The organism is Gordonia sp. NPDC003424, from assembly GCF_053588655.1.
The window spans coordinates 18909-43831 of the sequence record NZ_JBSFQJ010000030.1 but is presented as its reverse complement, the minus strand read 5'-3'; the positions used below and the strand labels follow the sequence as shown (position 1 = coordinate 43831).

General features: G+C 68.0%; 26 protein-coding genes. 14 read left to right on the top strand and 12 right to left on the bottom strand.

Annotated elements, in window-relative coordinates; genetic code table 11:
* The 3 genes from ACWDTI_RS26300 to ACWDTI_RS26290 all read right to left on the bottom strand — a co-directional run bounded on the left by ACWDTI_RS26300 (position 1) and on the right by ACWDTI_RS26290 (position 3042).
* Complete coding sequence (locus tag ACWDTI_RS26300; protein WP_449741080.1) at positions 1–312, bottom strand: EthD family reductase; 312 nt, start codon at positions 310–312, stop codon at positions 1–3.
* Positions 312–2339 (bottom strand): phenylacetic acid degradation bifunctional protein PaaZ, encoded by a 2028-nt coding sequence (paaZ, locus tag ACWDTI_RS26295; RefSeq protein WP_449741079.1) that lies wholly within the window; start codon positions 2337–2339, stop codon positions 312–314. The genes ACWDTI_RS26300 and paaZ overlap by 1 nt, the downstream gene beginning before the upstream one ends.
* Before the next feature lie 88 nt (positions 2340–2427).
* Positions 2428–3042, bottom strand: coding sequence for a TetR/AcrR family transcriptional regulator (locus tag ACWDTI_RS26290; protein WP_449741078.1), 615 nt, complete (start codon positions 3040–3042; stop codon positions 2428–2430).
* Positions 3043–3150: 108 nt separating this feature from the next.
* On the opposite strand from ACWDTI_RS26290, the gene ACWDTI_RS26285 reads away from it, so the two are divergent.
* The 10 genes from ACWDTI_RS26285 to ACWDTI_RS26240 all read left to right on the top strand — a co-directional run bounded on the left by ACWDTI_RS26285 (position 3151) and on the right by ACWDTI_RS26240 (position 11831).
* Positions 3151–3879 carry an enoyl-CoA hydratase/isomerase family protein gene (locus ACWDTI_RS26285; protein ID WP_449741077.1) on the top strand — a complete coding sequence of 243 codons (729 nt, stop codon included), beginning with the start codon at positions 3151–3153 and terminating at the stop codon, positions 3877–3879.
* On the top strand, positions 3876–4763 hold the full coding sequence (locus tag ACWDTI_RS26280) for a 3-hydroxyacyl-CoA dehydrogenase family protein (RefSeq protein ID WP_449741076.1): 888 nt from the start codon (positions 3876–3878) through the stop codon (positions 4761–4763). Before ACWDTI_RS26285 ends, ACWDTI_RS26280 begins: the two co-directional genes overlap by 4 nt.
* Positions 4760–5557 (top strand): enoyl-CoA hydratase/isomerase family protein, encoded by a 798-nt coding sequence (locus ACWDTI_RS26275; protein WP_449741075.1) that lies wholly within the window; start codon positions 4760–4762, stop codon positions 5555–5557. Before ACWDTI_RS26280 ends, ACWDTI_RS26275 begins: the two co-directional genes overlap by 4 nt.
* Before the next feature lie 91 nt (positions 5558–5648).
* Entirely contained in the window at positions 5649–6620 is a 972-nt protein-coding gene (paaA, locus tag ACWDTI_RS26270) for a 1,2-phenylacetyl-CoA epoxidase subunit PaaA (RefSeq protein ID WP_449741074.1), read from the top strand.
* Positions 6617–6913 carry a 1,2-phenylacetyl-CoA epoxidase subunit PaaB gene (gene paaB, locus ACWDTI_RS26265; RefSeq protein WP_449741073.1) on the top strand — a complete coding sequence of 99 codons (297 nt, stop codon included), beginning with the start codon at positions 6617–6619 and terminating at the stop codon, positions 6911–6913. The genes paaA and paaB overlap by 4 nt, the downstream gene beginning before the upstream one ends.
* Before the next feature lie 16 nt (positions 6914–6929).
* A complete protein-coding gene (gene paaC, locus ACWDTI_RS26260; RefSeq protein ID WP_449741072.1) occupies positions 6930–7847 on the top strand; it encodes a 1,2-phenylacetyl-CoA epoxidase subunit PaaC in 918 nt (305 codons plus the stop codon).
* An 8-nt stretch (positions 7848–7855) separates the two neighbouring features.
* Positions 7856–8368, top strand: a complete 513-nt coding sequence (paaD, locus tag ACWDTI_RS26255) for a 1,2-phenylacetyl-CoA epoxidase subunit PaaD (RefSeq protein ID WP_449741088.1) — start codon at positions 7856–7858, stop codon at positions 8366–8368.
* A 1-nt stretch (position 8369) separates the two neighbouring features.
* The gene (gene paaE, locus ACWDTI_RS26250) at positions 8370–9476 is read left to right on the top strand and encodes a 1,2-phenylacetyl-CoA epoxidase subunit PaaE (protein WP_449741071.1); all 1107 of its coding nucleotides are present in this window, start codon (positions 8370–8372) and stop codon (positions 9474–9476) included.
* Between the two features lie 47 nt (positions 9477–9523).
* On the top strand, positions 9524–10843 hold the full coding sequence (gene paaK, locus ACWDTI_RS26245; protein ID WP_449741070.1) for a phenylacetate--CoA ligase PaaK: 1320 nt from the start codon (positions 9524–9526) through the stop codon (positions 10841–10843).
* Between the two features lie 4 nt (positions 10844–10847).
* Positions 10848–11831, top strand: coding sequence for an AraC-like ligand-binding domain-containing protein (locus ACWDTI_RS26240; RefSeq protein ID WP_449741069.1), 984 nt, complete (start codon positions 10848–10850; stop codon positions 11829–11831).
* A 460-nt stretch (positions 11832–12291) separates the two neighbouring features.
* Here ACWDTI_RS26240 and ACWDTI_RS26235 read toward each other — a convergent pair whose 3' ends face one another.
* The 4 genes from ACWDTI_RS26235 to miaB form a co-directional block, all read right to left on the bottom strand.
* Positions 12292–13401 (bottom strand): NDMA-dependent alcohol dehydrogenase, encoded by a 1110-nt coding sequence (locus ACWDTI_RS26235; protein WP_449741068.1) that lies wholly within the window; start codon positions 13399–13401, stop codon positions 12292–12294.
* Positions 13402–13463: 62 nt separating this feature from the next.
* Positions 13464–14951: a phenylacetaldehyde dehydrogenase StyD gene (gene styD / locus ACWDTI_RS26230; protein WP_449741067.1), complete on the bottom strand. Its 1488-nt coding sequence runs from the start codon at positions 14949–14951 to the stop codon at positions 13464–13466.
* Between the two features lie 112 nt (positions 14952–15063).
* Positions 15064–15663, bottom strand: coding sequence for an Rv2732c family membrane protein (locus ACWDTI_RS26225; protein WP_449741066.1), 600 nt, complete (start codon positions 15661–15663; stop codon positions 15064–15066).
* Positions 15663–17231 (bottom strand): tRNA (N6-isopentenyl adenosine(37)-C2)-methylthiotransferase MiaB, encoded by a 1569-nt coding sequence (gene miaB / locus ACWDTI_RS26220; RefSeq protein ID WP_449741087.1) that lies wholly within the window; start codon positions 17229–17231, stop codon positions 15663–15665. Before miaB ends, ACWDTI_RS26225 begins: the two co-directional genes overlap by 1 nt.
* A gap of 171 nt (positions 17232–17402) precedes the next feature.
* Here miaB and ACWDTI_RS26215 point away from each other — a divergent pair, with 171 nt between their 5' ends.
* The 4 genes from ACWDTI_RS26215 (at position 17403) to ACWDTI_RS26200 (ending at position 20874) form a co-directional block, all read left to right on the top strand.
* Positions 17403–18131 carry an amino acid ABC transporter ATP-binding protein gene (locus ACWDTI_RS26215; RefSeq protein ID WP_449741086.1) on the top strand — a complete coding sequence of 243 codons (729 nt, stop codon included), beginning with the start codon at positions 17403–17405 and terminating at the stop codon, positions 18129–18131.
* A gap of 2 nt (positions 18132–18133) precedes the next feature.
* Complete coding sequence (locus tag ACWDTI_RS26210; protein WP_449741065.1) at positions 18134–19132, top strand: glutamate ABC transporter substrate-binding protein; 999 nt, start codon at positions 18134–18136, stop codon at positions 19130–19132.
* Between the two features lie 174 nt (positions 19133–19306).
* A complete protein-coding gene (locus ACWDTI_RS26205; protein WP_449741064.1) occupies positions 19307–19990 on the top strand; it encodes an amino acid ABC transporter permease in 684 nt (227 codons plus the stop codon).
* Complete coding sequence (locus tag ACWDTI_RS26200) at positions 19987–20874, top strand: amino acid ABC transporter permease (protein WP_449741063.1); 888 nt, start codon at positions 19987–19989, stop codon at positions 20872–20874. Before ACWDTI_RS26205 ends, ACWDTI_RS26200 begins: the two co-directional genes overlap by 4 nt.
* Before the next feature lie 7 nt (positions 20875–20881).
* On the opposite strand, the gene ACWDTI_RS26195 is transcribed toward ACWDTI_RS26200, so the two are convergent.
* The 5 genes from ACWDTI_RS26195 to ACWDTI_RS26175 all read right to left on the bottom strand — a co-directional run bounded on the left by ACWDTI_RS26195 (position 20882) and on the right by ACWDTI_RS26175 (position 24892).
* Complete coding sequence (locus tag ACWDTI_RS26195) at positions 20882–21406, bottom strand: regulatory protein RecX (protein ID WP_449741062.1); 525 nt, start codon at positions 21404–21406, stop codon at positions 20882–20884.
* 1 nt (position 21407) lies between these two features.
* Entirely contained in the window at positions 21408–22451 is a 1044-nt protein-coding gene (gene recA, locus ACWDTI_RS26190) for a recombinase RecA (protein WP_449741061.1), read from the bottom strand.
* A gap of 228 nt (positions 22452–22679) precedes the next feature.
* Entirely contained in the window at positions 22680–22874 is a 195-nt protein-coding gene (locus tag ACWDTI_RS26185) for a DUF3046 domain-containing protein (RefSeq protein ID WP_449741060.1), read from the bottom strand.
* 10 nt (positions 22875–22884) lie between these two features.
* Positions 22885–24057, bottom strand: coding sequence for a glycosyltransferase (locus ACWDTI_RS26180; RefSeq protein WP_449741059.1), 1173 nt, complete (start codon positions 24055–24057; stop codon positions 22885–22887).
* A gap of 19 nt (positions 24058–24076) precedes the next feature.
* Positions 24077–24892, bottom strand: coding sequence for a PspA/IM30 family protein (locus tag ACWDTI_RS26175; protein ID WP_449741058.1), 816 nt, complete (start codon positions 24890–24892; stop codon positions 24077–24079).
* Positions 24893–24923: the final 31 nt, after the last annotated feature.

The following is a 24923-nucleotide window of genomic DNA, read 5'->3' as shown; positions in this document are numbered from 1 at the left end:
TCACGTCAGCACCGAGGATTGTTCGGCGGTGAACAGCGTCGCTCCCCCGCTCGCAAAGTTCGGCACGTCGGCCGCGGCCGCCTGCATCTCTGCCGAGCCCAGCGCGGCCTGCAGCGCCTCCGGTGACTCGAATTCCAGTTGCGCCACACCGTAGTACGGTGCGTCGTCACCCAGCCCGGCGCACTTGCCCCAGGTGTAGTCGAGCAGGCCGGGCAGCTTGCTGGCCAGCGGGATGTGCACCGTCTCGTAGTACTTGTCGAAGGCTTCCGGGTCGTCGGGCTGTCCGTAGCAGACGATCACGCGGGTTGACATCAGGCGTTCTCCTTCTCGGGTTTGGCGACGAGCGTCAGCACGTCGTAGGTGGCGACGGGCTGCTCGTCCTGATTGACGACCAGCGCGTCCCACCGCACCTCACCGTAATCCGCGGAGCTACGCGGTGTGATCTGCTTCGCAGTCAACGTCACGGTCAACGAGTCGTCGGCCTTCACCGGGGTGAGGAACCGCAGGTTGTCGACGCCGAAGTTGGCGAGGACCGGTCCCGGGGCCGGATCGACGAACAACCCGGCGGCCAGCGACACCACCAGATACCCGTGCGCGACGATGCCGCCGAACAGCGGGTTGGCCGCGGCCGCGGCCTCGTCGGTATGCGCGTAGAAGGTGTCGCCGGTGAACTCGGCGAAGTGCTCGATGTCGGCGCGCGTCACCTGCCGCGGCCCGGCGACGATGGTGTCGCCGAGACGCAACTGCCCCAGGTCTTTTCGGAACGGGTGCACCGCATCGACGGTGCGCGGCGCGCCGTTGATCCAGCGGTTGCCGATGATGCTGAGCACCTCGGGGGTGCCCTGCACGGCGGTGCGCTGCATGTGGTGCAGCACGCCCCGGATGCCGCCCATCTCCTCGCCGCCCCCGGCGCGGCCGGGTCCGCCGTGGACCAGCACCGGCAGCGGTGACCCGTGCCCGGTGGATTCCTTGGCGTCGTCACGGTTGAGCACCAGCACGCGTCCGTGGAACGGCGCGATGCCGAGGACCACGTCGCGGGCGAAGTCGTTGTCCGCGGTGACCACCGACGCGACCAGGCTGCCCTCGCCGCGCGCGACCAGGTCGATGAGCTCGGCGGTGTCGCGGTAGCCGATGACCGTCGCGACCGGGCCGAACGCCTCGATCTCGTGCGGTTCGGCCGCGTCGGGATCGTCGCAGCGCAGCAGGATCGGTCCGAGGAAGGCACCCTCTCCGGCGATCGGCTCGACGCTGCCGAACACGATGCTCGACGTCTTGGTCAGACCGCGTACCGCACGCAGCACCTCGTCGCGCTGCTCGACACTGGCCAGCGCGCCCATCCGGGTCGACTCGTCGCGGGGATCCCCGACGACGACCGACGACAGCCGTTGCGATGCGGCGGCGACGACGTCGTCGACGAGCGCCGCCGGCACCAGGGCACGCCGGATGGCGGTGCACTTCTGGCCGGCCTTCGCCGTCATCTCGGTGACCAACTGCTTGATGTACAAACCGAATTCGTCGGTGTCCGGCGTTGCGTCGGGACCGAGAACCGAGGCGTTGAGCGAGTCGGCCTCGGCGGTGAAGTGCACGGCGCGGCCGACGATCACCGGATGCGCACGCAAACGGGCGGCGGTGTCGGCGGAACCGGTGAACGCCACCGAGTCCTGACCGTCGAGATGGTCGAGGAGGTCGCCGGCACCGCCACACAGCAACTGCACGGAACCCGCTGGGAGAACACCGGATTCGATGATCCGCCGGAACACGAGTTCGGTGAGGTAGGCGGTGGCGCTGGCCGGCTTGACGATCGACGGCACGCCCGCGAGGAAGGCCGGGGCCAGTTTCTCCAGGAAGCCCCAGACCGGGAAGTTGAAGGCGTTGATCTGCACGGCCACCCCGCGTCGCGAGGTGTGGATGTGCTGGGCCACGAACGTGCCGCGCTTGCCCAGCGGTTCCACGTCCCCGTCGAGATGCACGGTGTCGTTGGGCAATTCACGACGCGCCTTGCTGGCATAGCTCAGCAGCGTGCCGAAGCCGCCGTCGATGTCGATCCCCGAGTCGCGGGCGGTGGCTCCGGTGTCGGCCGAGAGCGCGTAGAACTCGTCCTTGTGCTCCATCAGCGCGAGGGCCAGCGCCTTGAGCGCCAGGGCGCGCTCGTGAAAGGTCATGGTGGCCAAGGCCGGCACGCCGACCTCACGGGCATGGCGCACCATCGCGGCGCGGTCGATCCCGGTCGCCGAGATCCGGGCGACCTCGTGGCCGTCGACGGCACTCACCAAGGGGGCACCGGCGTCAGCGGCGCTGACCCACTCGCCGGCGACATAGCTTTGCAGAAGGGAACTCACATCATCTCCGTCCAACCAACCGTTCGGTCAGTAATTACCATGGACTCCAGGGCACGGATATGTCAAGGCTCGCCGCCGCCGAGCCGGCTCAGCGAACGGCGCGCATACCCGCGAACGTGAGGGCGACGACGGCGTCGGCGATGTCCTCGGCGGTCTGCCCGGAGCGCGGTCGATACCACTCGATGATCGAGTTCACCGTGCCGAACAGGAGCCGCGCGGTGAGATCGGGATCGATACCGGGGGTCAGATCCCCTTCGGCCGCGGCCGCGGCGACGAGTCCGGCGACGATGTCGTCGAATTGCCGGCGCCGCGCGAGCGCATCGCGTTCCACCTTGGAGTTGCCGCGCACCCGCAGCAGCAGGGTGACGTAGGGCAGCTCGGACGTGAGCACGTCGATACTGCGCCTGACCAGGTGTTCGAGGCGATCGATGGCCCGCCCCTCGGTGGTCTGCGGCTCGGTGGTGATGGCGAAGAGCGCATTGAGCGCGCGGCCGAGCGCGAGTTCGAGGAGCTCGGTCTTGCCCGACACGTGGTGATAGATCGACGACTTCGAGAGGCCCAACCGTTCGGCGAGCACCTCCATGCTGGTGCCGTCGTAGCCGCGTTCGTTGAAGACCTTCACCGCGACGGCGAGCAGCGAGTCGAGGTCGTAGCCGGGACGCCCGGGCTGGCCGGGGCGTCGGGTGGTACGGGCGGTGGTCATTACTCAATCCTGACAGATCCGGTCGCCGAGCGACTAGGCAAAAGGTCCCGAGTCGGCTACAGTTACCGACTGAATGTTCGGTATTTGCCAGCCCTGAGGAGAATCCGCATGGAGACGATCGCCGTCGACCGTCGCTCCGATCGCGTGGTGGTCACTCTCGATCGCGCCCACGCCCGCAACGCCATCACCGCCGAGATGATCGCCGAACTGCACGACGTGTGCGGCATCCTCGAACGCGACCCGCAGCCACTGCTGCTGACCGGCGCCGGCGACCATTTCGCCGGCGGAGCCGACATCGGGCAACTGCGGGACCGTCGTCGCGAGGATGCCCTGGCCGGCATCAACCGCAGCCTGTTCGACCGCATCGCCGCCCTGCCGATGCCGACGGTGGCCGCGGTGAACGGCTACGCGCTCGGCGGTGGCGCCGAACTCTCGTACGCCTGCGACATCCGGATCGCCACGCCCACCGCACGATTCGGCAACCCCGAACCGGGCCTCGGCATCCTGGCCGCGGCCGGCGCGACCTACCGGCTCCCGGATCTGGTCGGCGGTTCGGTTGCGCGGCAGGTCCTGCTCGGCGCACGCATCCTCGACGCCGACGAGGCGCTGCGACACGGCCTTGTCGCCGAGATCGTCGAGGCAGACGCCCTGCTGCCGACCGCCCACACCGTCGTCGACCGCATCGTCGCCTCGTCCCCGCTGGCGCTGCGAATGACCAAGACCGCCTTGGCAAGTCAGTCACGACACGCGCACGCCGAAGACATCATCCAGGCGGTGCTGTTCGAGACCGCCGACAAACACGACCGGATGACCGCATTTCTGGAGAGGAAAAAGTGAACACCTCCGACACCACCGTCCCGTACCCGAGGACCGTCGCCGTGATCGGCGGCGGGCGCATGGGCGCCGGCATCGCACAGTCCTTCGCCGCCCTCGGCTCGCAGGTGACGATCGCCGAAACCCATGACGCAGCTGCCGCACTCGACCGCGTCCGCACCGGACTCGACCGCGCCGCCGAACGCGGCAAGCTCGACGACGACCCGGCCGCGGTGCTCGCCCGGGTGTCGACCGTGGACCTTCCCGGCAAGATCCCCGCCGACGCCGACCTCGTCGTCGAGGCCGTGCCGGAGAAGGTCGAGCTCAAGCTCGCCGTCCTCACCGAGGTCGCCGACCGCGTGTCGGCCGACGCGGTGATCGCCAGCAACACCAGCTCCCTGCCGATCGGCGAACTGTCGGCCGCCGTGGGATCGCCGGAACGCTTCCTGGGTATGCACTTCTTCAATCCGGTCCCGGCGTCCACCCTCGTCGAACTGATCCGGGGGAAGGAAACCGCCGAGGAGACCATCGCGCAGGCCCGGGCGTGGGTCGACGCACTCGGCAAGACCGCGATCGTCGTCAACGACTCCCCCGGCTTCGCCACCAGCCGCCTCGGCGTGCACCTCGGCCTCGAGGCCATCCGGATGCTGGAAGAAGGCGTCGCCGACGCCGAATCGATCGACCGCGCCATGGAACTCGGCTACCGCCACCCGATGGGCCCACTGCGATCCACCGACCTGGTCGGCCTCGACATCCGCCTCGCCGTCGCCGAACACCTCGCGAACACCCTCGGGCCGCGTTTCGAACCGCCACAATTGATGCGGGACATGGTCGCCCGCGGCCACCTCGGCCGCAAGACCGGACAGGGCTTCTACACCTGGGATTCCGAGAAGAAAGGCACCTCATGAGTGACACCACCACCGCGCCCGCAACCCTCGACGTCGTCGACGGGCTGGCCACTCTCACTCTCGACCGGGCCGGCGCCGCCAACGCGCTCAACCGCGAACTCAAGAACGAACTCCTGACGCTGGTCCGCCGGATCGACGAGGACGACTCGGTCCGCGCCGTCCTGCTGGTGGCCGAGGGCAAGAACTTCTGCGTCGGCCAGGACCTCGGCGAGCACGTCGAGGGCCTGCGCGCCGACCCGTCGACCGCCATGGCGACGGTCGGCGAGCACTACAACCCGCTGATCCGGGCACTTGCCGGCCTACGTGTCCCGGTGGTCGCCGCCATCAACGGCGCCTGCGTCGGCGCCGGCCTCGGCATCGCGCTGGTCGCCGACATCCGCGTCGCCGCCGAATCGTCGACCTACGCGACCGCGTTCACCGGGATCGGACTCGCCGCCGACAGCGGTCTCTCCCACACCCTGTCCGCCGCCGTCGGGCCGTCGCGTGCTGCCGGCCTGCTCATGCTCGGCGACCGCTTCGGGGCCGCCGACGCGCTCGCCTGGGGCATCGTCCATCGCGTGGTGCCCGACGCCGAGCTGCGTGCGCAGGCCACGACCGTGGCGACGAAACTCGCGGCCGGGCCGACGGCGGCATATCGGGAGGTCAAGGCACTCCTGAACCTGCCCGCCGCGACGCTCGACGACGCGCTGGAGGGTGAACGCGCAGCGCAGGAGACCCTGGGCGCCACCGCCGACCACAGTGCGGCCGTCGAGGCCTTCCTGGCCAAGACCAAGCCGGTGTTCACCGGCTCCTGAGCCAGAACGATCACATAGCCCCTTGCACGTGACCGTCGGCACAGGCATAATCTAATTACCGACCGAATATTCGGTTATGAAAGGAAGTCGAATGGCCAGCCCCGCCACCGAGTCAGCCCCCCATGAACTCCCGGCCGAACTCACCGCCGAGTTCGAGGCCACCATCGCCCACGATCAGCGCATCGAGCCTCGCGACTGGATGCCCGACAAGTACCGGGCCACCCTGATCCGCCAGATCGCCCAGCACGCGCACTCGGAGATCATCGGCATGCAGCCCGAGGGCAACTGGCTCACCCGCGCGCCCTCGCTGCGCCGCAAGTCGATCCTGATGGCCAAGATCCAGGACGAGGCCGGCCACGGCCTCTACCTCTACTCGGCCGCCGAGACGTTGGGCGCCGACCGCACCGAGATGACCGAGAAGCTCATCGACGGCCGGCAGAAGTACTCGTCGATCTTCAACTACCCGACCCTGACCTTCGCCGACGTCGGCGTGATCGGCTGGCTCGTCGACGGCGCCGCCATCTGCAACCAGGTGCCACTGTGCCGCAGCTCGTTCGGACCGTACGGCCGCGCGATGATCCGCGTCTGCAAGGAGGAGTCCTTCCACCAGCGACAGGGCTACGAGCTGCTGATGACGATGATGCGCGGCACCGCCGAACAGCGCGCGATGGTGCAAGACGCCGTCGACCGCTGGTGGTGGCCGGCCCTGATGATGTTCGGCCCGCCCGACGACCAGTCCCCCAACACCGAGCAGTCGATGCGCTGGCGGATCAAGCGCCACACGAACGACGAACTGCGCCAGCGATTCGTCGACATGAGCGTGCCGCAGGCCGACGCCCTCGGTGTCAGGTTCCCCGATCCGGAGCTGCGCTGGAACGCCGAGCGCGACCACCACGACTTCGGGTCGCCGGACTGGGACGAGTTCATGACCGTCGTGTCCGGCAACGGCCCCGAGAACACCCGGCGGCTCGCCCACCGCCGGCAAGCACACACCGACGGCGCGTGGGTCCGGGAAGCCGCCACCGCCTTCGCCAACCGTCACCGCGAGGAGAACGCCCGATGAGCCCCACCACCGATGTCAACTGGCCGCTGTACGAGGTCTTCGTCCGCGGCAAGCGCGGCCTGAACCATGTGCACGTCGGTTCGCTGCACGCCGCCGACCGCGAGATGGCACTGCACCGCGCCCGCGACCTCTACACCCGCCGTAACGAGGGCGTCAGCATCTGGGTCGTCGCGTCCGCGGACATCTTCGCGTCGAGCCCGTCGGAGAAGGATCCGTTCTTCGCACCGAGCGGCGACAAGGTGTACCGCCACCCGACGTTCTACGAGATCCCCGACAACGTCCCCCACATGTGAGCCGAGGCCGACAGAAATGACTGATCACGACACCGCTTTCTCCGGCCTGCTCGACGGCGACAGCCACGGCCAGTGGGCCTTCGGCACCAGCTTCGACGACCCGCTCGCCGGCGTGGACACCACCGTGCCCGACGACGTCGACCGCGCCGCGCTGGCCCGCTACTGCCTGGCGCTCGGCGACGACGCGCTCATCGTCGCCCAGCGCATCTCCGAATGGAACTCGCGCGCACCGGAACTCGAAGAAGAGCTGGCCATGGCCAACACCGGGCTCGACCTCCTCGGACAGGCCCGGCTGCTGCTGGCCCGGGCCGCCGACGCCGATCCGTCGGTCGTCCCGGTCATCTCCGAGACCTCCCCGGTGCCCGCCGAGGACGCACTCGCCTTCTTCCGCGACGACCGCACCTTCACCAATGTGCGTCTGGCCGAACAGGAGAACGGCGACTTCGCCCGCACCATGGCCCGGCTGCTGATCTTCGTCACCTGGCGCCTGGCGATCTTCTCGGCGCTGCGCACGTCGCGCGACCCGGTGCTCGCCGCGGTCGCCGCCAAGGGAGTCAAGGAACTCACCTACCACCGCGACTACGCGGCGCGCTGGGTGGTCACCTTCGGCTGCGGCACCGACGAGTCCCGACGGCGGATCATCGCCGGCCTCACCGACGTGTGGCCGTTCGTCGACGAGCTGTTCGCCACCACCGAGATCGAGACCACCCTGGCCGCGGCGGGCGTCGGCGTCGATCCCGCCGACACGCGCGGCGAGTTCGACGCGGTCATCGACCAGGTCCTGCATGCCGCGGAACTCGAGCGGCCGCAGGTGCACACCTCGGGCGCGATCGCCGGCCGCACCGGACGCGGCGGAGTGCACACCGAGGCGCTCGGTCACCTGTTGGGCGAGATGCAGTCGGTGGCCCGCGCACATCCGGAGGCGAGCTGGTGACCGCGATCATGACCCGTACCCCGCTCGATCCCACCCGCATCACCCGGCTGCTCGAGTCCGTGCCCGACCCCGAGATGCCGTTCCTGTCGCTGCGCGACCTCGGGGTGCTTCGGGACGTCCGTATCGACGCCGACGAGGTGGTGGTCACCATCACCCCCACCTACGCCGGCTGCCCGGCCATGAAGACCATCCGCGACGACATCGAACGCACCCTGCTCGACGACGGCGTCGCGCAGGTCCGCATCGAGACACAACTGCAGCCGGCATGGTCGACGGACTGGATCACCGACGCCGGCCGACGCGCACTGGCCGACAACGGCTACTCCACGCCCGGCCCGGCGCCCACCACACCGACCGGCCCGATCCCCCTGACCCTGATCCCGCGCCCCCGCCGATTGACCTGCCCGCGTTGCGGTTCCACCGCGATCGCGCAGGTCTCGGAGTTCGGCGCCACCCTCTGCAAGGCCGCTTACCAGTGCGCCGACTGCCGTGAACCCTTCGAACACATCAAGGAGATCTGACATGACCACCGCTGTGTCCGATCCATCAGCCACCTCCCGTAAGGTCCCTGGGTCCGAGTTCAACACGCTGCGCGTCGCCGACGTCGAACAGCTCTGCGACGACGCGGTCGCGGTCACCTTCGCCGTCCCCGACACCCTCGCCGACGACTACGCCTTCGCACCCGGCCAGACCCTGGTGCTGCGCCGGACCGTAGACGGGGTCGAGCATCGTCGTTCCTACTCGATCTGCAACCCGGTCGGTGCCGCGCCCCGCGTCGGCGTTCGCGAGGTGCCCGGCGGCCTGTTCTCCGAATGGCTGGTCCGCGAGGTCAGCGCGGGCGACGAGATCGACGTCGCCACCCCGTCGGGCAACTTCGTCGCCGACCCGACCGAACCCGGCCACCACCTGCTGGTCGCCGCCGGCTCCGGCATCACCCCGGTGCTCTCCATCGCCGCGTCGGTCCTGGCCAACCCGGAGAGCCGGGTCACCCTGGTCTACGGCAACCGCAACACCGGCTCGGTGATGTTCGCCGAGGAGGTCGCCGACCTGAAAGATGCTCACCGCGAACGTCTTTCGATCATGCATCTACTCTCCCGCGAGCCGCGCGATGTCGAGATGTTCACCGGCCGCGTGGACACCGACCACATGGCCGCGATCCTCGACGACCTGATCCGGGCCGACCAGATCGACCACGCCTGGCTGTGCGGCCCGCTCGAGATGGTGGAACAGGTCCGCGCAACGCTCCTCGAGCACGGCATGCCGGCCGAGAACGTGCACCGCGAACTGTTCTTCGTCGACGGCCCGCCGCCCGCACCGCGACCGCGCACCTCGATCGTCGGCGACGGCGTCGCCAGCAGCCAAGTCACCGTCGTACTCGACGGCAAGTCCACCACCGCGGCCCTGCCGCAAGACGAGACGATCCTCGACGCCGCCGAGAAGATCCGCGCCGACCTCCCGTTCGCCTGCAAGGGCGGCGTGTGCGGCACCTGCCGCGCCAAGGTCACCTGCGGCGAGGTCGACATGCGCCGCAACTACGCCCTCGAGGACTCCGAGGTCGCCGACGGATTCGTCCTCACCTGCCAGACCTTCCCGGTCAGCGACGACGTGACCGTCGACTTCGACGCCTGACCCCGCCCCACACACCCGACCACGGTCCACGAATGGAGCCCGCCACCATGACCGCAACCACCTCCGCACCCGCTCCCACGCCACAGTCCGGCAGCGGCATCGAGAACGCCAGCCGCGACGAGATCAGCGCCCTGCAACTCGACCGGCTCAAGTGGTCGCTGCAGCACGCGTACGACAATGTGCCGCACTACCGACAGGCCTTCGACGAGAAGGGTGTCCACCCCTCCGACCTGAAGCAACTGAGCGACCTCGCACTGTTCCCGTTCACCGCGAAGGCCGACCTGCGCAACAACTATCCGTTCGGGATGTTCGCGGTGCCGCAGGACAAGATCTCGCGGCTGCACGCCTCGTCGGGCACCACCGGTCGACCGACGGTGGTCGGCTACACCGCGGGCGACCTGAACAACTGGGCCGACCTCGTGGCCCGCAGCCTGCGCGCCGCCGGCGTCAAGCCGTCCGACAAGGTGCACGTCGCCTACGGTTACGGCCTGTTCACCGGCGGGCTGGGCGCCCACTACGGTGCAGAACGCCTGGGCTGCACCGTGATCCCGATGTCGGGCGGCATGACCGAGCGGCAGATCCAGCTCATCGAGGACTTCGAGCCGGATGCCATCATGGTCACGCCGTCGTACATGCTGACGATCGTCGACGCCATGGTCGCCAAGGGCCTCGACCCGGCCAAGACCTCGTTGCGCACCGGAGTCTTCGGCGCCGAACCGTGGACCGAGCAGATGCGCCGCGAGCTCGAGCAGACGCTGGACATGGATGCCGTGGACATCTACGGGCTGTCCGAGGTCATGGGTCCCGGCGTGGCACAGGAGTGTGTGGAGACCAAGGACGGACTGCACATCTGGGAGGATCACTTCTACCCGGAGATCATCGACCCGATGACCGGTGAGGTGCTGCCCGACGGCGAGGAGGGCGAACTCGTGTTCACCTCGCTGACCAAGGAGGCGATGCCGATCATCCGGTACCGCACCCGCGATCTCACCCGCCTGCTGCCCGGCACCGCCCGCACCATGCGGCGCATGCAGAAGGTCACCGGCCGCACCGACGACATGATCATCCTTCGCGGTGTCAACCTGTTCCCCACGCAGATCGAGGAACTGATCCTGACCCAACCCGCGCTCGCCCCGCAGTTCCAGTGCGTGCTGGAACGGCCGGGCCGGATGGACACCCTGACGGTGCGCGTCGAGTACCGCCCCGAGGCGCCCGCCGACCAGTACGAGCCGGCCACCGCGAATCTCCAGAAGCTGATCAAGGACCGCATCGGTGTGACGGTCGACGTGATGATCGCCGAGCCCGGCACCCTGCAACGGTCGACCGGCAAGGCGAAGCGACTGGTGGACAACCGGCCGAAGGGCTGAGGAATTGGCGACTGCCGACGTCGCGGCCGGCACGCGCACCCTCGGATTCGAGGAGTGGCGTGCGGCCGTGTCGTCGGCCTTCGTACCGCTGTCGGCGTCGCCGCGAGTGCCCGCCGAGCGGTTCCGCGGTGGCGTCGACAGCCATGACGTCGCCGGTCTGCAGGTCACCCGGGTCCGCGGCGAGGGCGCGGAGATCCGCCGCTCGACCGCCACGATCCGGCGGTCAGATCCCGGGGTGATCAAGGTGGCGCTCGCCGTCAACGGGACATCGACTGTGCACCAACATGATCGGGCCGCGCATCTGCAGCCGGGTGATGTCGTGGTCTACGACACGAGCGTCCCGTATCGCCTCGCCCTGTCCGACGACTTCGACATGCTGGTGACCGTCATCGACCGACGACGGCTCCCGGTGGCCGGGCGCGAACTCGGCGACGGTACCGCCCGCACGATCTCCGGTGCCGGTGGCATCGGCACCATCCTGCGGCCGGCGATGATGGCGCTGCATCCCGTGCACCCGATGCCCGGTCTTGCGCACTCGGCCGGGCTCGTCTCTTCTGCGCTCGTCGACCTGATCGCGGCCGCCCTGCGTGACGGCGGCAGCACCCCCGCGGCGGCCGGCGACGCGGTCTACCTGGCGGCGCGCGACCACATCGAGAAGAATCTCGCCGAACCCGGACTGACGACGACCACGGTCGCGGCGCATCTGCGGATCTCGGTGCGCTACCTTCAGAAGCTGTTCGCCGCCGACGGCGAATCGGTGGCCGCCTTCATCCGCCGACGACGCCTCGAACGCTGCCGCCGCGACCTCGCCGACCCCGGTCTCGCGCACCGCCCCATAACGGCGATCAGTGCCGCCCACGGATTCGTCGACGGCTCCCACTTCTCCCGGCTGTTCCACGCCGAATACGGCCTGTCCCCCAGGGACTTCCGACAGTCTGTCCCGCCCTCGGTGGCCGGCCACGCAGGTGACGACCACCCTTCCCGCTGACCGGGTAAGCGACCGGGCTCGCGAAGAGTCCCTCCCCGCTGATCGAGTAAGCGCGCGAGCTTGCGAGCGAGCGCATCGAGATCAACGGTGAACGAGATCTCGATGCGGACCCTCGCAAGCTCGGGGCCTTACTCGAAGGTTCCCTCCCGCTGATCGAGTAAGCGAGCGAGCTTGCGAGCCCGCGCATCGAGATCTCCCTGCCAGTGGTCTCGATGCGGCGCCTCGCTGCGCTCGGAGCCTTACTCGAAGGTTCCCTCCCGCTGATCGAGTAAGCGAGCGAGCTTGCGAGCCCGCGCATCGAGATCTACTGCCAGTGGTCTCGATGCGGCGCCTCGCTGCGCTCGGAGCCTTATTCGACCAGCGAAGGGATGACGCTTCCCAGCCCTCGCTGATCGAGTGAGCGACCGGCGGCAGGGCTCACAAGGTCTCGGATTCCCTCGACCTTGTGAGCCGCCAACGCTCAGTACATGATCACGCCGCGCACGTTCTCCGCGCGCAGCATCGCGTCGTAGCCGTCGTTGACCTGATCGAGACTGTATGTGCGCGTGATCATCTCGTCGAGCTTCAGGTCACCCTCCATGTACAGCCGGAGCAGGTGCGGGATGTCGTAGCGGATGTTGGCGTTGCCGAACCACGCACCCTTGAAGGTCTTGCGCAGCGCGGTCAGGTCGAACAGACTCATCGACACCTCGGTCTCGGCAATGTTGCCCACCGAAACCTGCACGCAGACACCGCCTTTGGCGACAAGACTCATCGCCGGGGCGACGAGCTGTCCACTAGCGACGGCGACCGTGATGATCACCTTGTCCGCGAGCCGGCCCCAGGTCAGTTCGTTGAGCAGCACCGTGGCCTCCTCGATCGAGGCGACCGCGTGGGTGGCCCCGAAGATCTTGGCCTGCTCCCGCTTGAACTCCGACGGGTCCACCAGGACCACGTGACGGGCACCGGCCAGCGCCGCGCCCTGCACGGCGCCACAGCCGACGCCGCCCATACCGAGCACGACGACGGTCTCACCGGCCTGGACGCCGGCGGCGTAGACCGCCGATCCCCAACCGGTGGTGACACCGCAACCGACCAGCGCGGCCTTGTCGAGCGGGATGTCGTTAGTGAGCTTCACGCAGGACGCCTCGTTGACCACCGTCACCGGTGAGAACGTCCCCAGCAGGCACATGAGTCCGGCGTCCTGGCCCTTGACGTGGTGGCGCGACGTGCCGTCGGAGATCTGCCGGCCCGCCAGAAGCTCGGCACCCAGATCACAGATGCTCGACATGCCTCGCGCACACGACGGGCACTTACCGCACGCGGGGATGAACCCCAGTGCGACATGGTCGCCCACCTCCAGGCTGGTGACGCCGGGACCGATCTCGGTGACCACCCCGGCGCCCTCGTGGCCGCCGATGAACGGATAGGCGACCGGAATGCTGCCGTCGCGAACGTGCTCGTCGGAATGGCACATGCCCGAGGCAGCGAGTTCGACCTTCACCTCGCCGTTCTTGGGCGCGTCGAGGTCGACCTCTTCGATCTTCCAGGGTTCTCCGGCTCCCCACAGGACAGCGGCTTGCGTCTTCATGGTGTTCTCCTCGATATCGGTGACGGGTGATGCTGATGCATTCGATCCGCGGGTGACAGCCGTCACATGACGACGGTAACCACTTTCTCCTCGGTATTGGCCTCGATTCCCGACCATCCGAGTTCACGGCCGATGCCACTGGTCTTCATGCCGCCCCACGGCAGTGCGGGATCGATGGCGGCCCAGCCGTTGATCCAGACCGCGCCGGCCCGCACCTGACCGGCCAACGAATGAGCCTGCGCCACATCACGAGTCCAGATACTTGCGGCCAATCCGTATGCCGAGTCATTCGCCATCCGCATCGCGTCGTCGACGTCGTCGTAGGCGATCACGGTGCCGACGGGCCCGAAGATCTCCTCGCGCGCGATGGTCATGTCGTTGGTGGCGTCGGCGAAGATCGTCGGCTGCACGAAGAAGCCGGGACCCTCGCCGGCCGCACCACCGGCCACGACCGTCGCACCGTCGCGCCGGCCGGCGTCGATGTAGCCGAGCACGCTGTCGCGCTGACGGGCGTTGACCAGCGCACCCATGGTGGTGGCCGGGTCGAGCGGATCGCCGAGCACCTGCGCAGCAGCCGCCTGCGCGAGACCGTCGACAACCTGCGAGTAGAGGGATCGGTGCACCAGGACCCGGGTGCCGGCGGCGCAGACCTCGCCCTGGTTGAAGAACAACCCCATGGCGGTGCCGTTGATCGCGGCCTCGAGGTCGGCGTCGGGCAGGATGATCTGCGGTGATTTGCCGCCCAGTTCGAGGGTGACCCGGCGGAACTTCTCCGCGGCGACGACTCCGATGTGGCGGCCGACGCGCGGGCTGCCGGTGAAGCTGATCTTGTCGACATCGTCGTGCTGGATGAGTGCCTCACCGGTCACCTCGCCGAGGCCGGGTAACACACTGACAACGCCCGCGGGGACACCGGCCTCCTCGATGAGCCGTGCGAGATGCAGGATCGACAGCGGGGCATCCTCCGGCGGCTTGACGACGATGGTGTTGCCGGTGGCCAGCGCCGGCGCCAGCTTCCACGCCGCGATCATCAGCGGTGTGTTCCATGGGATGATCGCACCGATCACGCCGACCGGCTCGCGGACCGTGTAGGAGTGGGTCGGGCGACCGAAGTAGCCGGCGGTCGGGATTGAGCGGCCGGTGACCTTGTCGGCCCAGCCGGCGAAATGCCGGAAGGTGGCGGCTGCGTTCGGGATGTCGAGCATGGCCGGCTGACCGATGGGCTTGCCGACATCGAGTGCCTCGAGGGTCGCGAGCAGTTCGGCGTCGCGGTCGATGAGATCGGCGATGGCGTTGAGCAGCCGCGCACGAGCCGGACCGGACGTGGCACCCCACTCGCCCTCGAGTTGCCCGCGGGCGGCCCGTACGGCGGCGTCGACGTCGGTGGCCGATGCGGCCGACACCGTGGTCAGCGGCTTGGCCGTGGCCGGGTTGAGGTTGGTGAACTCCGCACCGCCGTCCGCCGCACGCCATTCACCGGCGACGAACAGCGACGTCGCCGCACCCTCGGGGAGCCTGGTGTCCGTACCGGCTTCGGTCACTAGTGTCATCTGCAGATCCTCCTGATCGACGTTGTGATGTCGATCACCAGGATCAGGTCACGGGCGGCTCAGTTGTTGACGATGTGCGCACGGACACCTGACGGTTCGCGCACGGCTGCCGTTACGAATCCTGCTCCGGTTTGCGCTGCAACGACCGCGCGATCTCCTCGCGCGCCGCGGCTTCCTTGCGGCGTTCCTCTTCGAGCGCCAGGTGGTAGGTGCTGCGCGCCCACACGACCCGCGACCAGTGGAAGGTCAGGACGAGGGCGGCGATCAGGCCGAGGATCAGTCCGATGCCGACACCGTGCGGCGGTTGCACACCCCCGACGCCGGGGGTGTTGCGCGACCACCACGCGAGCACGCCGGCGACACACGCGACCGCGCTGCCGCACAGGGCGATCCACGCGACGACCCAGCGCCGCGTGAGCAGCGCGAGGACCGAGAAGCCGATCCCGAAGATGGTCAGGAGGTAGACGAAGACCTTGGAGGTGATGGTGACGCGTTCGGCGTCGGCGTCCGGCGCCGATGTCAGTACCTCGAGCCCGCTGGCCGCACCGGTGTGGGGCAACACCAGTGACAGCATCGCGAGCAGCACGGCGACGGCGACGACCATCGCGCGCATACCGGGATCGATCTCGCCGGCCACCTTGCGCTCGGCCTTGCGGAGGTCGCCCTCGTAGGCGGCGAGGCGTTCGGCATCCGACCTGCTGTTCTCACTCATCAGCTACATCCTCCTGTTGCGCATCCGGTGGCGGCCGGCGCTAATGGCGCGGCACCGATCGTCGGCATGCCGAGTCCGACGCCGACCGGCGGCGTCGTCGGCATGCGGCTGGCCTCGTGGGCGTCGCCGGCCCGTGTCCGGCGGTGCGTGGCGACCCCGGCGTCGGCGATCAGGTGGTGGGGCGCGGCCTCGGTCACCGTCGTCGTCACCACGTCGCCCGGCCGGATCACGTCCAGTCCCGCTCGCTCGCCGGCGGCGAAATGCACCAGCCGTCCGTCGCGGGCACGTCCGGTCATGCGCCGGGTGTGTGCGGACTTGCGACCGTCGTCGGCGACGACCAGCAGTTCGACCTCCGAGCCGATCAGAGCTTCGTTCTCGGTGAGGCAGATCCGTTCCTGCAGGGCGATCAGGCGCTGATAGCGTTCGCTGACCACTTCCGGCGGCACCTGGTCGTCCATCGAGGCGGCCGGCGTTCCCGGGCGCGGCGAGTACTGGAACGTGAAGGCACTCGAAAACCGGGCTGCGGCAACCACATCCAGCGTCGCCTGGAAGTCTTCCTCGGTCTCACCGGGGAACCCGACGATGATGTCGGTGGTGATCGCGGCGTGCGGCATGGCCGCGCGGACCTTGTCGAGGATGCCCAGGAACTTGGTGGTGCGATAGCTGCGCCGCATGGCACGCAGAATCCGGTCCGATCCCGACTGCAACGGCATGTGCAACTGCGGGCAGACATTCGGGGTGCGCGCCATCGCCTCGATGACGTCGTCGGTGAACTCGGCCGGATGCGGCGAGGTGAACCGCACCCGCTCCAGGCCGTCGATGTCCCCGCAGGCGCGGAGCAGTTCGGCGAACGCGCCACGGTTGCGGGGCTGCGCCGGATCGGCGAACGACATGCCGTAGGCGTTGACGTTCTGGCCCAGCAGGGTCACCTCGAGGACGCCCTGATCGACGAGCGCCTGTACCTCGGCGAGCACGTCGCCCGGACGGCGGTCGACCTCCTTGCCGCGCAACGACGGCACGATGCAGAACGTGCAGGTGTTGTTGCACCCGACCGACACCGAGACCCAGCCCGAGTACGCGGATTCACGCTTGGCGGGCAGTGTCGATGGGAACCGCTCGAGCGAGTCGAGGATCTCCACCTGTGCGCTCTCGTTGTGGCGGGCGCGGTCGAGCAGGGCGGGCAGCGATCCGATGTTGTGGGTACCGAACACGACGTCGACCCACGGCGCCTTGGCCAGGACGGTGTCCTTGTCCTTCTGCGCCAGACAACCACCCACGGCGATCTGCATGCCCGGCCTGGTCGACTTCACCGGCGCCAGATGCGACAGGTTGCCGTAGAGCTTGTTGTCCGCGTTCTCCCGGATGGCGCACGTGTTGAACACCACCAGGTCGGGCTCCGCGTCGTCGCCGGCCTTCACATAGCCGGCGTCCTCGAGCAGCCCGGAGATCCGCTCGGAATCGTGCACGTTCATCTGGCAGCCGTACGTGCGGACCTGGTAGCTACGACCGGACACGGCCGGTTCGACCGCCTCTTGCGACGGCGCATCACGCCGCTGCGACAACTCGATACTCACTGGATCCAGGGTACTGGCCAGCGCAAATCGCCTCCGCACGGCGAATGGCCGTGCCCGCGACACTCCCGTGCGCACTGAACAGGACGAGGCAACGGTCCGGGGTTAGGGTAGTCGTCTATGACCGATTCGCCGAGCGAAACACTTGCGACCGTCGGGTCGACACCGATGATCGCCATGCGCGACGTCCAGAAACACTTCGGCTCCCTGCACGTCCTGCGCGACATCAATCTGGAGGTCCCCACCGGACAGGTGGTGGTGGTGCTCGGACCGTCCGGATCGGGCAAGTCGACGCTGTGCCGGACCATCAATCGTCTCGAGCCCATCGACGGCGGTGAGATCTCCATCGAGGGCAACCCGCTTCCCGCCGAGGGCAAGGACCTCGCCGCGCTGCGCGCCGACGTCGGAATGGTCTTCCAGTCGTTCAACCTGTTCGCGCACAAGACGATCCTCCAGAACGTCACCCTCGCACCGATCAAGGTCCGCAAGCAGAACAAGGCCGACGCCGAGAAACGGGCGATCGAGCTGCTGGAGCGGGTCGGCATCGCCGCACAGAAGGACAAGTATCCCGCCCAGCTCTCGGGCGGCCAGCAGCAGCGTGTGGCGATCGCCCGCTCACTCGCGATGAACCCGAAGATCATGCTGTTCGACGAGCCGACCTCCGCGCTCGACCCCGAGATGGTCAACGAGGTGCTCGACGTGATGGTCTCGCTGGCCAAGGAGGGCATGACGATGCTCGTGGTCACCCACGAGATGGGATTCGCCCGCAAGGCGGCCGACCGGGTCATCTTCATGGCCGACGGCGCCGTCGTCGAGGACACCGATCCGGACAGCTTCTTCGACCATCCGGAGTCCGAACGCGCCCGCGACTTCCTCAGCAAGATCCTGGGTCACTGATCATGAACCGACCGACAACGAGCGTCGGCGTCGTCGCCCTGCTGATAACGCTGCTCGCCGCCACCGTGTCGGCGTGCGGCAGTAGCGAACCCCGCAATCTGATCGACTCGATCGAGAGTGGAACCGTCGTTCTCGGCACCAAGTACGACCAGCCCGGGCTCGGCATCCGCAACCCCGATCGGTCCGTGACCGGCTTCGACCCGTCGGTCGCCACCTACGTCGTCAACCACATCGCCGACGACCTGGGGGTGCGGCATCCGACGATCCGCTGGCGCGAGACACCCTCGGCACAGCGCGAGACGCTGATCAACAACGGTGAGGTCGACATGATCGCCGCCACGTACTCGATCACGTCGGCCCGCAAGAAGAAGGTCGACTTCGCGGGACCGTATCTCATCAACTACCAGGGACTGCTCGTCCGCAAGGACGACAACTCGATCAGCGAGCTGACCGACCTGTCCAAGGGCAAGAAGCTGTGTTCGGTGACCGGCTCCACGCCGGCGCAGAACGTGAAGGCGCAGTTGCCGTCGGTGCAGTTGCAGGAATACGACTCGTACTCGTCGTGTGTGGAGGCGCTGCGCCGCAACAAGGTCGACGCGCTGACCACCGACGAGGTCATCCTGGCCGGATACTCGGCGTTCTTCCCGGGCGAGTTCAAGCTCGTCGGGATGGCCTACCCGAAGGACGCCTGCGTGAAGGACGCATTGAAGAAGGCGGGCACCCCGTTCTCCACCGAGTACTACGGCATCGGTGTGGCCAAGGAGTTCCCGGATGCGGTGACCAAGATCAACGAGGCCCTGACCGCCATGCTCGCGCCGGCATCCGGCGGCGGCCAATCGGCCTGGGACAAGGCGCTGCGGGACGCACTCGGAAACGAGGAGGTCGACTCGATGATCGCCCGCGCCGACGCGCCGGATTCCAAGTACAAGTTCACGCCGGAACCCGGGAACCTGACGTTCCTCGATTCCGAACCGACGCCGTGTCCACCGGGATTGAGCTAGCGGTGCGTGTTGAGAACAAGCGACCGGTCTCCGGCGTTCGATCGACGACTGGCTGCGTTGTCGTCGGTCACGGTGGCGCCGCCATCGCTCCCTCCTCCGCCCTGCCAGATCGCCGATCGCTCCACCGGACACCGAACACCTATTTCCAACACACACCACAGGGGGATCTGATCCATGGGTGATCTCTGGTCGGACATGGGGCCGCTGTTGTGGCCGGCGTTCTGGGTGACCATCAAGCTGACGTTCTTCTCCGCGATCGGCGCGCTGATCTGGGGCGTCGTGCTGGCGGGCATGCGGGTGTCGCCGATTCCGGTGATGCGCGGCTTCGGCACCGTCTACGTCAACATCGTGCGGAACACGCCGCTCACGCTGATCGTGCTGTTCTGCTCGGTCGGTCTCTACCAGAATCTGGGGCTCGCGCTGGCCCCCGACAACGAGAACTTCATCAAGAACAACAACTTCTGGCTCGCGGTGCTGGCGTTCGTCCTGTACACGGCCACGTTCGTCTGCGAGACCCTGCGGTCCGGCTTCAACACGGTGCCCATCGGCCAGGCGGAGGCGGCCCGATCCCTGGGCCTGGGCTTCATACAGGTGTTCTCGATCATCGTTCTGCCGCAGGCGCTGCGGGCGGTGATCGCACCGCTCGGCAGCGTGCTGATCGCGCTCACCAAGAACACGACCATCGCCTCGGTCATCGGCGTCGCGGAGGCCTCGCTGCTGATGAAGGAACAGATCGAGAATCACGCCGACCAGATCATCGCGGTGTTCGTGATCATCGCGGCCGGCTTCATGATCATCACGCTGGCCGAGGGCTTCGCCTTCGGCTACCTGGCCAAGCGACTGGCGGTGAAACGATGAGTGGCAACGCAACCGTCCTCTACGACGCACCCGGCCCCAAGGCTCGGCTGCGCAACAACATCATCGCGGTGGTCTTCATCGCGCTGATCATCGCGATCATCGCGTGGGTCATCTATGTGCTGGCCGGCAACGACCAGCTCACCTCGGACAAGTGGAGTCCGTTCGGCACATCCACCACGTGGACCACCTATGTCTTTCCCGGGCTGTGGGGCACCCTGAAGGCGGCGTTCCTCTCGATCATCCTCGCGCTGATCCTGGGTGCCGTCCTCGGCATCGGCCGACTGTCCGAGCACACCTGGGTGCGCGGACTGACCGGGCTGTTCGTCGAAGTCTTCCGCGCCGTCCCGGTGCTGATCCTGATGATCTTCACCTACTACCTGTTCGCCGAGTACGCGGTGGTCCCCTCGTCGCAATTAGCGTTCGCCGCAGTGGTCACCGGCCTGACGCTGTACAACGGCTCGGTCATCGCCGAGATCCTGCGCGCCGGCATCAACTCGCTGCCCAAGGGACAGACCGAGGCGTCACTGGCGCTCGGTCTGCGCAAGAGCCAGATGATGACCTCGATCCTGCTGCCCCAGGCGATCACCGCCATGCTCCCGGCACTGGTCGCGCAGATGGTCGTGGCACTGAAGGACAGCGCCCTCGGCTATGCCATCGGCTACATCGAGGTGGTCCGCTCGGGCATCCAGTCCGCGTCGTACTACGGCAACTATCTGCCCGCGCTGGTGGTGGTCGCCGCGGTGATGATCGCGATCAACTTCGCCCTGTCGTGGTTCGCCACCTACCTCGAGCGTCGACTCCGCCAGGGGCGGCGCAAGACCGTCGTGCCCGACGCCGACGAGGTGGACATCGCCGCGATGGAGAACATGCCGGGCCAGCGGTGATCCCGCGTCAGGGCAGGTCGGGCGCCGCCGCGTCCAGACCCTCGGTGACCACGTCGATGGCCATCGCCTGCGGATAGCCGCGCCGCAGCAGCATTCCCACCAGTCGTCGAAACAGCTTGTCCCGCATGGCGGGATCCTCGCGGAGCTGCTCGGTCTGCGACGGTGAGAGCTTCTTCGCGACGAGTCCGGCGGCGGCCGCACGTTCATCGTCCGGATCGACGACGTCGAGGGCCGCCTCGATGTCCGACGCGCCGACGCCCTTGGCCTTCAGTTCCTGACGTAACGCGATGCGTCCGCGACCGGAATTGGCCTGCCGTGCCCGCACCCAGTCGGCGGCGAACTCGGAGTCGTCGATGAGTTTGTGCTTGTCCAGACGACCCAGCACATCGTCGATCGTCTCTTCGTCAAAGCCCTTGCGCGACAACCGCTGTACCATCTCGTGGCGGGAGCGCGCGCGAACCCCGAGAAGTCGCAGGGCGGCGTCCCACGCGCTGGGGCCGGTGCGTTCCTCGGGGTCCTGCGTGGTGCTCACGTCAGAATTCGACCGGGGCCGGGGCCACGTCGTCGGCGTCGAGGACGGCGCCGATCCCCAGCTTCTCCTTGATCTTCTTCTCGATCTCGTCGCGGATGTCGGTGTTCTCCAGCAGGAACTTGCGGGCGTTCTCCTTGCCCTGGCCGAGCTGATCACCCTCGTAGGTGAACCACGAGCCGGACTTACGGATGAAGCCCTCCGCCACACCCATGTCGATCAGCGAGCCCTCCTTGCTGATGCCCTGACCGTAGAGGATGTCGAATTCGGCCTGCTTGAACGGCGGTGCCACCTTGTTCTTGACGACCTTGACCCGGGTGCGGTTACCCACCGCATCGGTGCCGTCCTTGAGGGTCTCGATGCGTCGGACATCAAGGCGCACAGACGAATAGAACTTGAGCGCCTTACCACCGGTGGTGGTCTCCGGGGAACCGAACATCACGCCGATCTTCTCGCGCAGCTGGTTGATGAAGATCGCGGTGGTCTTGGAGTTGTTCATCGCGCCGGTCATCTTGCGCAGCGCCTGGCTCATCAGGCGGGCCTGCAGGCCGACGTGGCTGTCGCCCATCTCGCCCTCGATCTCGGCCTTCGGCACGAGCGCGGCGACCGAGTCGATCACCAGGATGTCCAGCGCGCCGGACCGGATCAGCATGTCGGCGATCTCGAGCGCCTGCTCACCGGTGTCCGGCTGCGACACCAGCAGAGCGTCGCAATCCACACCGAGCTTCGCCGCATAGTCCGGATCGAGGGCGTGCTCGGCGTCGATGAACGCCGCGATGCCGCCGGCCGCCTGGGCGTTCGCCACCGCATGCAGGGCGACGGTGGTCTTACCCGACGACTCCGGACCGTAGATCTCGACGACGCGGCCACGCGGAAGCCCGCCGATGCCGAGTGCGACGTCGAGGGCGATGGACCCGGTCGGGATCACCTCGATCGGCTGCCGGGTCTCCTCGCCGAGGCGCATGACCGAGCCCTTGCCGAAGTTCTTGTCGATCTGCGCGAGGGCGAGATCGAGGGCCTTCTCACGGTCCTGGGGCGCTGCTGCCATGGGATTCTCCTCCGAACTCTCCGCCGGTGCTCCGGTCGGGTGGATTGTGGTGGCTGATGTGTGTTGCACGTTAGCCGCGGGGTCTGACAAGTCTCGTTGGCTCGGCTCGGGCGTCGGTTTCCTGTAGTGATTGGACGCGCACGATGCGTGTGCGGTTCCGTTCCCCACCCACAATGAACGAACATGTGTTCGATGGCAAGCGCGACACGCGGATGTGCCGCCGGCAGATCACCAGCGTTCGCGCGGGACGTCGAAGTCGCGGCAGATCGCCACCCAGACGTCGCGGGGATCGACCCCGTCCTCGATGGCCTGCGCGCCCGTGCGACCGCCGAGTTCGGTCAGGACATGGTCGGCGAGCATCGAATCCGCCGACAGCACGCCGAACTCGGTGTTGATCAGTTCGGTGAACTCGGTCAGACGCACGCCCGCCAGCCTACTGGTGCCCTCGGGTCAGCAGCTTCTCGACGATCGGTACCGGATCGGTGACCTCCGACACGGTCAGCGCCGCGCGCTCGGCGGCAGCGGTGAACGCCGGGTCGACGAGAATCTGCCGCGTCGCCTCGGCCAATGCCGCGGGCTCCAGCGGCCGCACCAGCAGGCCACTCCCCTGTCGCCGGACCCGGTTCGCCAGCTCCCACTGGTCGCCACCGCCGGGCACGGTCACCACCGGCACCCCGGCGGCCAGCGCCTTGGCCAGCATGCCGTGACCGCCGCCGCAGATGACCGCGCGCGCGTGCCGCAGGATCTCGTCCTGGCGTCCGGTACCGACCACGACACGTTCCGCACACTCCACCCCGTGTGGTCGGTCCAGCGCCGAAACCACTACGCGCACAGGCATTCCCAGATGCTCTTCGGACAGCGCCGAGAGGGCGGCGGCGGCCAGGTCCACGCCGGTCGCCGCGGTGGACGGGGCGACGAGCACGAGCGGATCGGCGCCGGGCGGCCGATCGAACAGCGCGTCGGTCGGTTCCCAGAACAGCGGCCCGATGACGTGGGTGTCGGACGGCCAGTCGGGCCTGCGCACCTCGAGCGCGGGCAGTGTCGCGACCAGACGTGCGGCCGGCGCGGCGGGTCCGGGCAGGCAGATCGTGGAGCGGGCCTGCGCGCGTTGCCGCTCACCGCGCCGCAGCGAGCGGGCGGTCGCGGCGCGCATCACCGTGTCGCGGAGTCGGCCGCGCCACCCGACGCCGGGCGCGAGTCCGGAGCCGATCGGCGGCAGGCCCCGCGACGGCAGATAGAGCGGATGTGGCGACAGTTCGATCCACGGGATACCGGTGAGCTCGGCGGCCCACCCACCGCCGACGGTGATGACGTCGGAGATCAGCGCGTCGATGCCACGCTCACCGAGCACCGGGGCCAGTGCCACGGCGATCCGGGCGGCGCGGCGGCTCAGTTTCGCTCCGGCGTCCGCGTCGTCGTCGCCGTCCACGACGGCGAGACCGGGCAGATCGGCGATCTCGACACCGTCGGGCACCCGGGCATCACGCCATCGCGAACCGGTGAAGACGGTGGCCCGCATACCCGCGCGGGCCAGCCTGCTGGCCAGCGCTATCGCCGGAAAGGCATGTCCCGCATCGGGTCCCGCGACCAGCGCGACACGTGCCATCAACCGGTGTGGAGGCCGGTCAGTTTCCGGTCTGCGGCGGCTCGACCGTCGGTTGAGCGGGGGCGGCCGACGGCTGCGCGGCCGGGGCGGCACTTCCCGCGGACGGCAGGGCGCCGCCGTTCATGCTCGCGCGGATCTGCTCGAGGCGGGCATGTCCGGCCATCTGCACGCCGGCCTGTTCGACCTCCGCCATGCGGCCCTGCACCGAGTTCTTGGCGAGTTCGGCCTGGCCGAGGGCATTGGCGTAGCGACGCTCGATCTTGTCGCGCACCTGGTCGAGGTTCGGGGTGTTGCCGGGCACGGCGAGCTCGCTCATCTGGTTGAGAGAGGCGCTCACCTGCTCCTGCATCTTCGCCTGCTCGAGCTGACTCAGCAGCTTTGAGCGCTCGGCCAGCTTCTGCTGCAACATCATCGCGTTGCGTTCGACGGCCTGCTTGGCCTGCTGGGCGGCCTGCAGCGACTGGTCATGCAGCGACTTGAGGTCTTCCACGCTCTGCTCGGCGGTGACCAGCTGCGCGGCGAACGCCTCGGCGGCGTTGGTGTACTCCTGTGCCTTGGCAACGTCCCCGGCGGCCGACGCCTGATCGGCGAGGGTCAGCGCCTGGCGTGTGTTCGACTGCAGCTTCTCGACCTCTTCGAGCTGCCGGTTGAGCTTCATCTCCAGCTGACGCTGGTTGCCGATGACCGACGCGGCTTGCTGCGACAGCGCCTGGTGCTGACGCTGAGCGTCCTCGATCGCCTGTTGGATCTGCACCTTCGGGTCGGCGTTCTCATCGATCTTCGCGTTGCCGAGTGCCATCAGGTAGCGCCACAACTTCACGAACGGATTGGCCATGCTTTTCGTCAACTCCCAATTGCGGTGTTTC

What these genes read in the sequence shown, in the direction of transcription:
- ACWDTI_RS26300 (WP_449741080.1), bottom strand. Translation starts at nt 312, where the DNA reads ATGTCAACCCGCGTGATCGTCTGCTACGGACAGCCCGACGACCCGGAA.
- ACWDTI_RS26290 (WP_449741078.1), bottom strand. Translation starts at nt 3,042, where the DNA reads ATGACCACCGCCCGTACCACCCGACGCCCCGGCCAGCCCGGGCGTCCC.
- ACWDTI_RS26285 (WP_449741077.1), top strand. Translation starts at nt 3,151, where the DNA reads ATGGAGACGATCGCCGTCGACCGTCGCTCCGATCGCGTGGTGGTCACT.
- ACWDTI_RS26275 (WP_449741075.1), top strand. Translation starts at nt 4,760, where the DNA reads ATGAGTGACACCACCACCGCGCCCGCAACCCTCGACGTCGTCGACGGG.
- paaA (WP_449741074.1), top strand. Translation starts at nt 5,649, where the DNA reads ATGGCCAGCCCCGCCACCGAGTCAGCCCCCCATGAACTCCCGGCCGAA.
- paaB (WP_449741073.1), top strand. Translation starts at nt 6,617, where the DNA reads ATGAGCCCCACCACCGATGTCAACTGGCCGCTGTACGAGGTCTTCGTC.
- paaC (WP_449741072.1), top strand. Translation starts at nt 6,930, where the DNA reads ATGACTGATCACGACACCGCTTTCTCCGGCCTGCTCGACGGCGACAGC.
- paaD (WP_449741088.1), top strand. Translation starts at nt 7,856, where the DNA reads ATGACCCGTACCCCGCTCGATCCCACCCGCATCACCCGGCTGCTCGAG.
- paaE (WP_449741071.1), top strand. Translation starts at nt 8,370, where the DNA reads ATGACCACCGCTGTGTCCGATCCATCAGCCACCTCCCGTAAGGTCCCT.
- paaK (WP_449741070.1), top strand. Translation starts at nt 9,524, where the DNA reads ATGACCGCAACCACCTCCGCACCCGCTCCCACGCCACAGTCCGGCAGC.
- ACWDTI_RS26235 (WP_449741068.1), bottom strand. Translation starts at nt 13,401, where the DNA reads ATGAAGACGCAAGCCGCTGTCCTGTGGGGAGCCGGAGAACCCTGGAAG.
- styD (WP_449741067.1), bottom strand. Translation starts at nt 14,951, where the DNA reads ATGACACTAGTGACCGAAGCCGGTACGGACACCAGGCTCCCCGAGGGT.
- ACWDTI_RS26225 (WP_449741066.1), bottom strand. Translation starts at nt 15,663, where the DNA reads ATGAGTGAGAACAGCAGGTCGGATGCCGAACGCCTCGCCGCCTACGAG.
- ACWDTI_RS26215 (WP_449741086.1), top strand. Translation starts at nt 17,403, where the DNA reads ATGATCGCCATGCGCGACGTCCAGAAACACTTCGGCTCCCTGCACGTC.
- ACWDTI_RS26210 (WP_449741065.1), top strand. Translation starts at nt 18,134, where the DNA reads ATGAACCGACCGACAACGAGCGTCGGCGTCGTCGCCCTGCTGATAACG.
- ACWDTI_RS26205 (WP_449741064.1), top strand. Translation starts at nt 19,307, where the DNA reads ATGGGTGATCTCTGGTCGGACATGGGGCCGCTGTTGTGGCCGGCGTTC.
- ACWDTI_RS26200 (WP_449741063.1), top strand. Translation starts at nt 19,987, where the DNA reads ATGAGTGGCAACGCAACCGTCCTCTACGACGCACCCGGCCCCAAGGCT.
- recA (WP_449741061.1), bottom strand. Translation starts at nt 22,451, where the DNA reads ATGGCAGCAGCGCCCCAGGACCGTGAGAAGGCCCTCGATCTCGCCCTC.
- ACWDTI_RS26180 (WP_449741059.1), bottom strand. Translation starts at nt 24,057, where the DNA reads ATGGCACGTGTCGCGCTGGTCGCGGGACCCGATGCGGGACATGCCTTT.
- ACWDTI_RS26175 (WP_449741058.1), bottom strand. Translation starts at nt 24,892, where the DNA reads ATGGCCAATCCGTTCGTGAAGTTGTGGCGCTACCTGATGGCACTCGGC.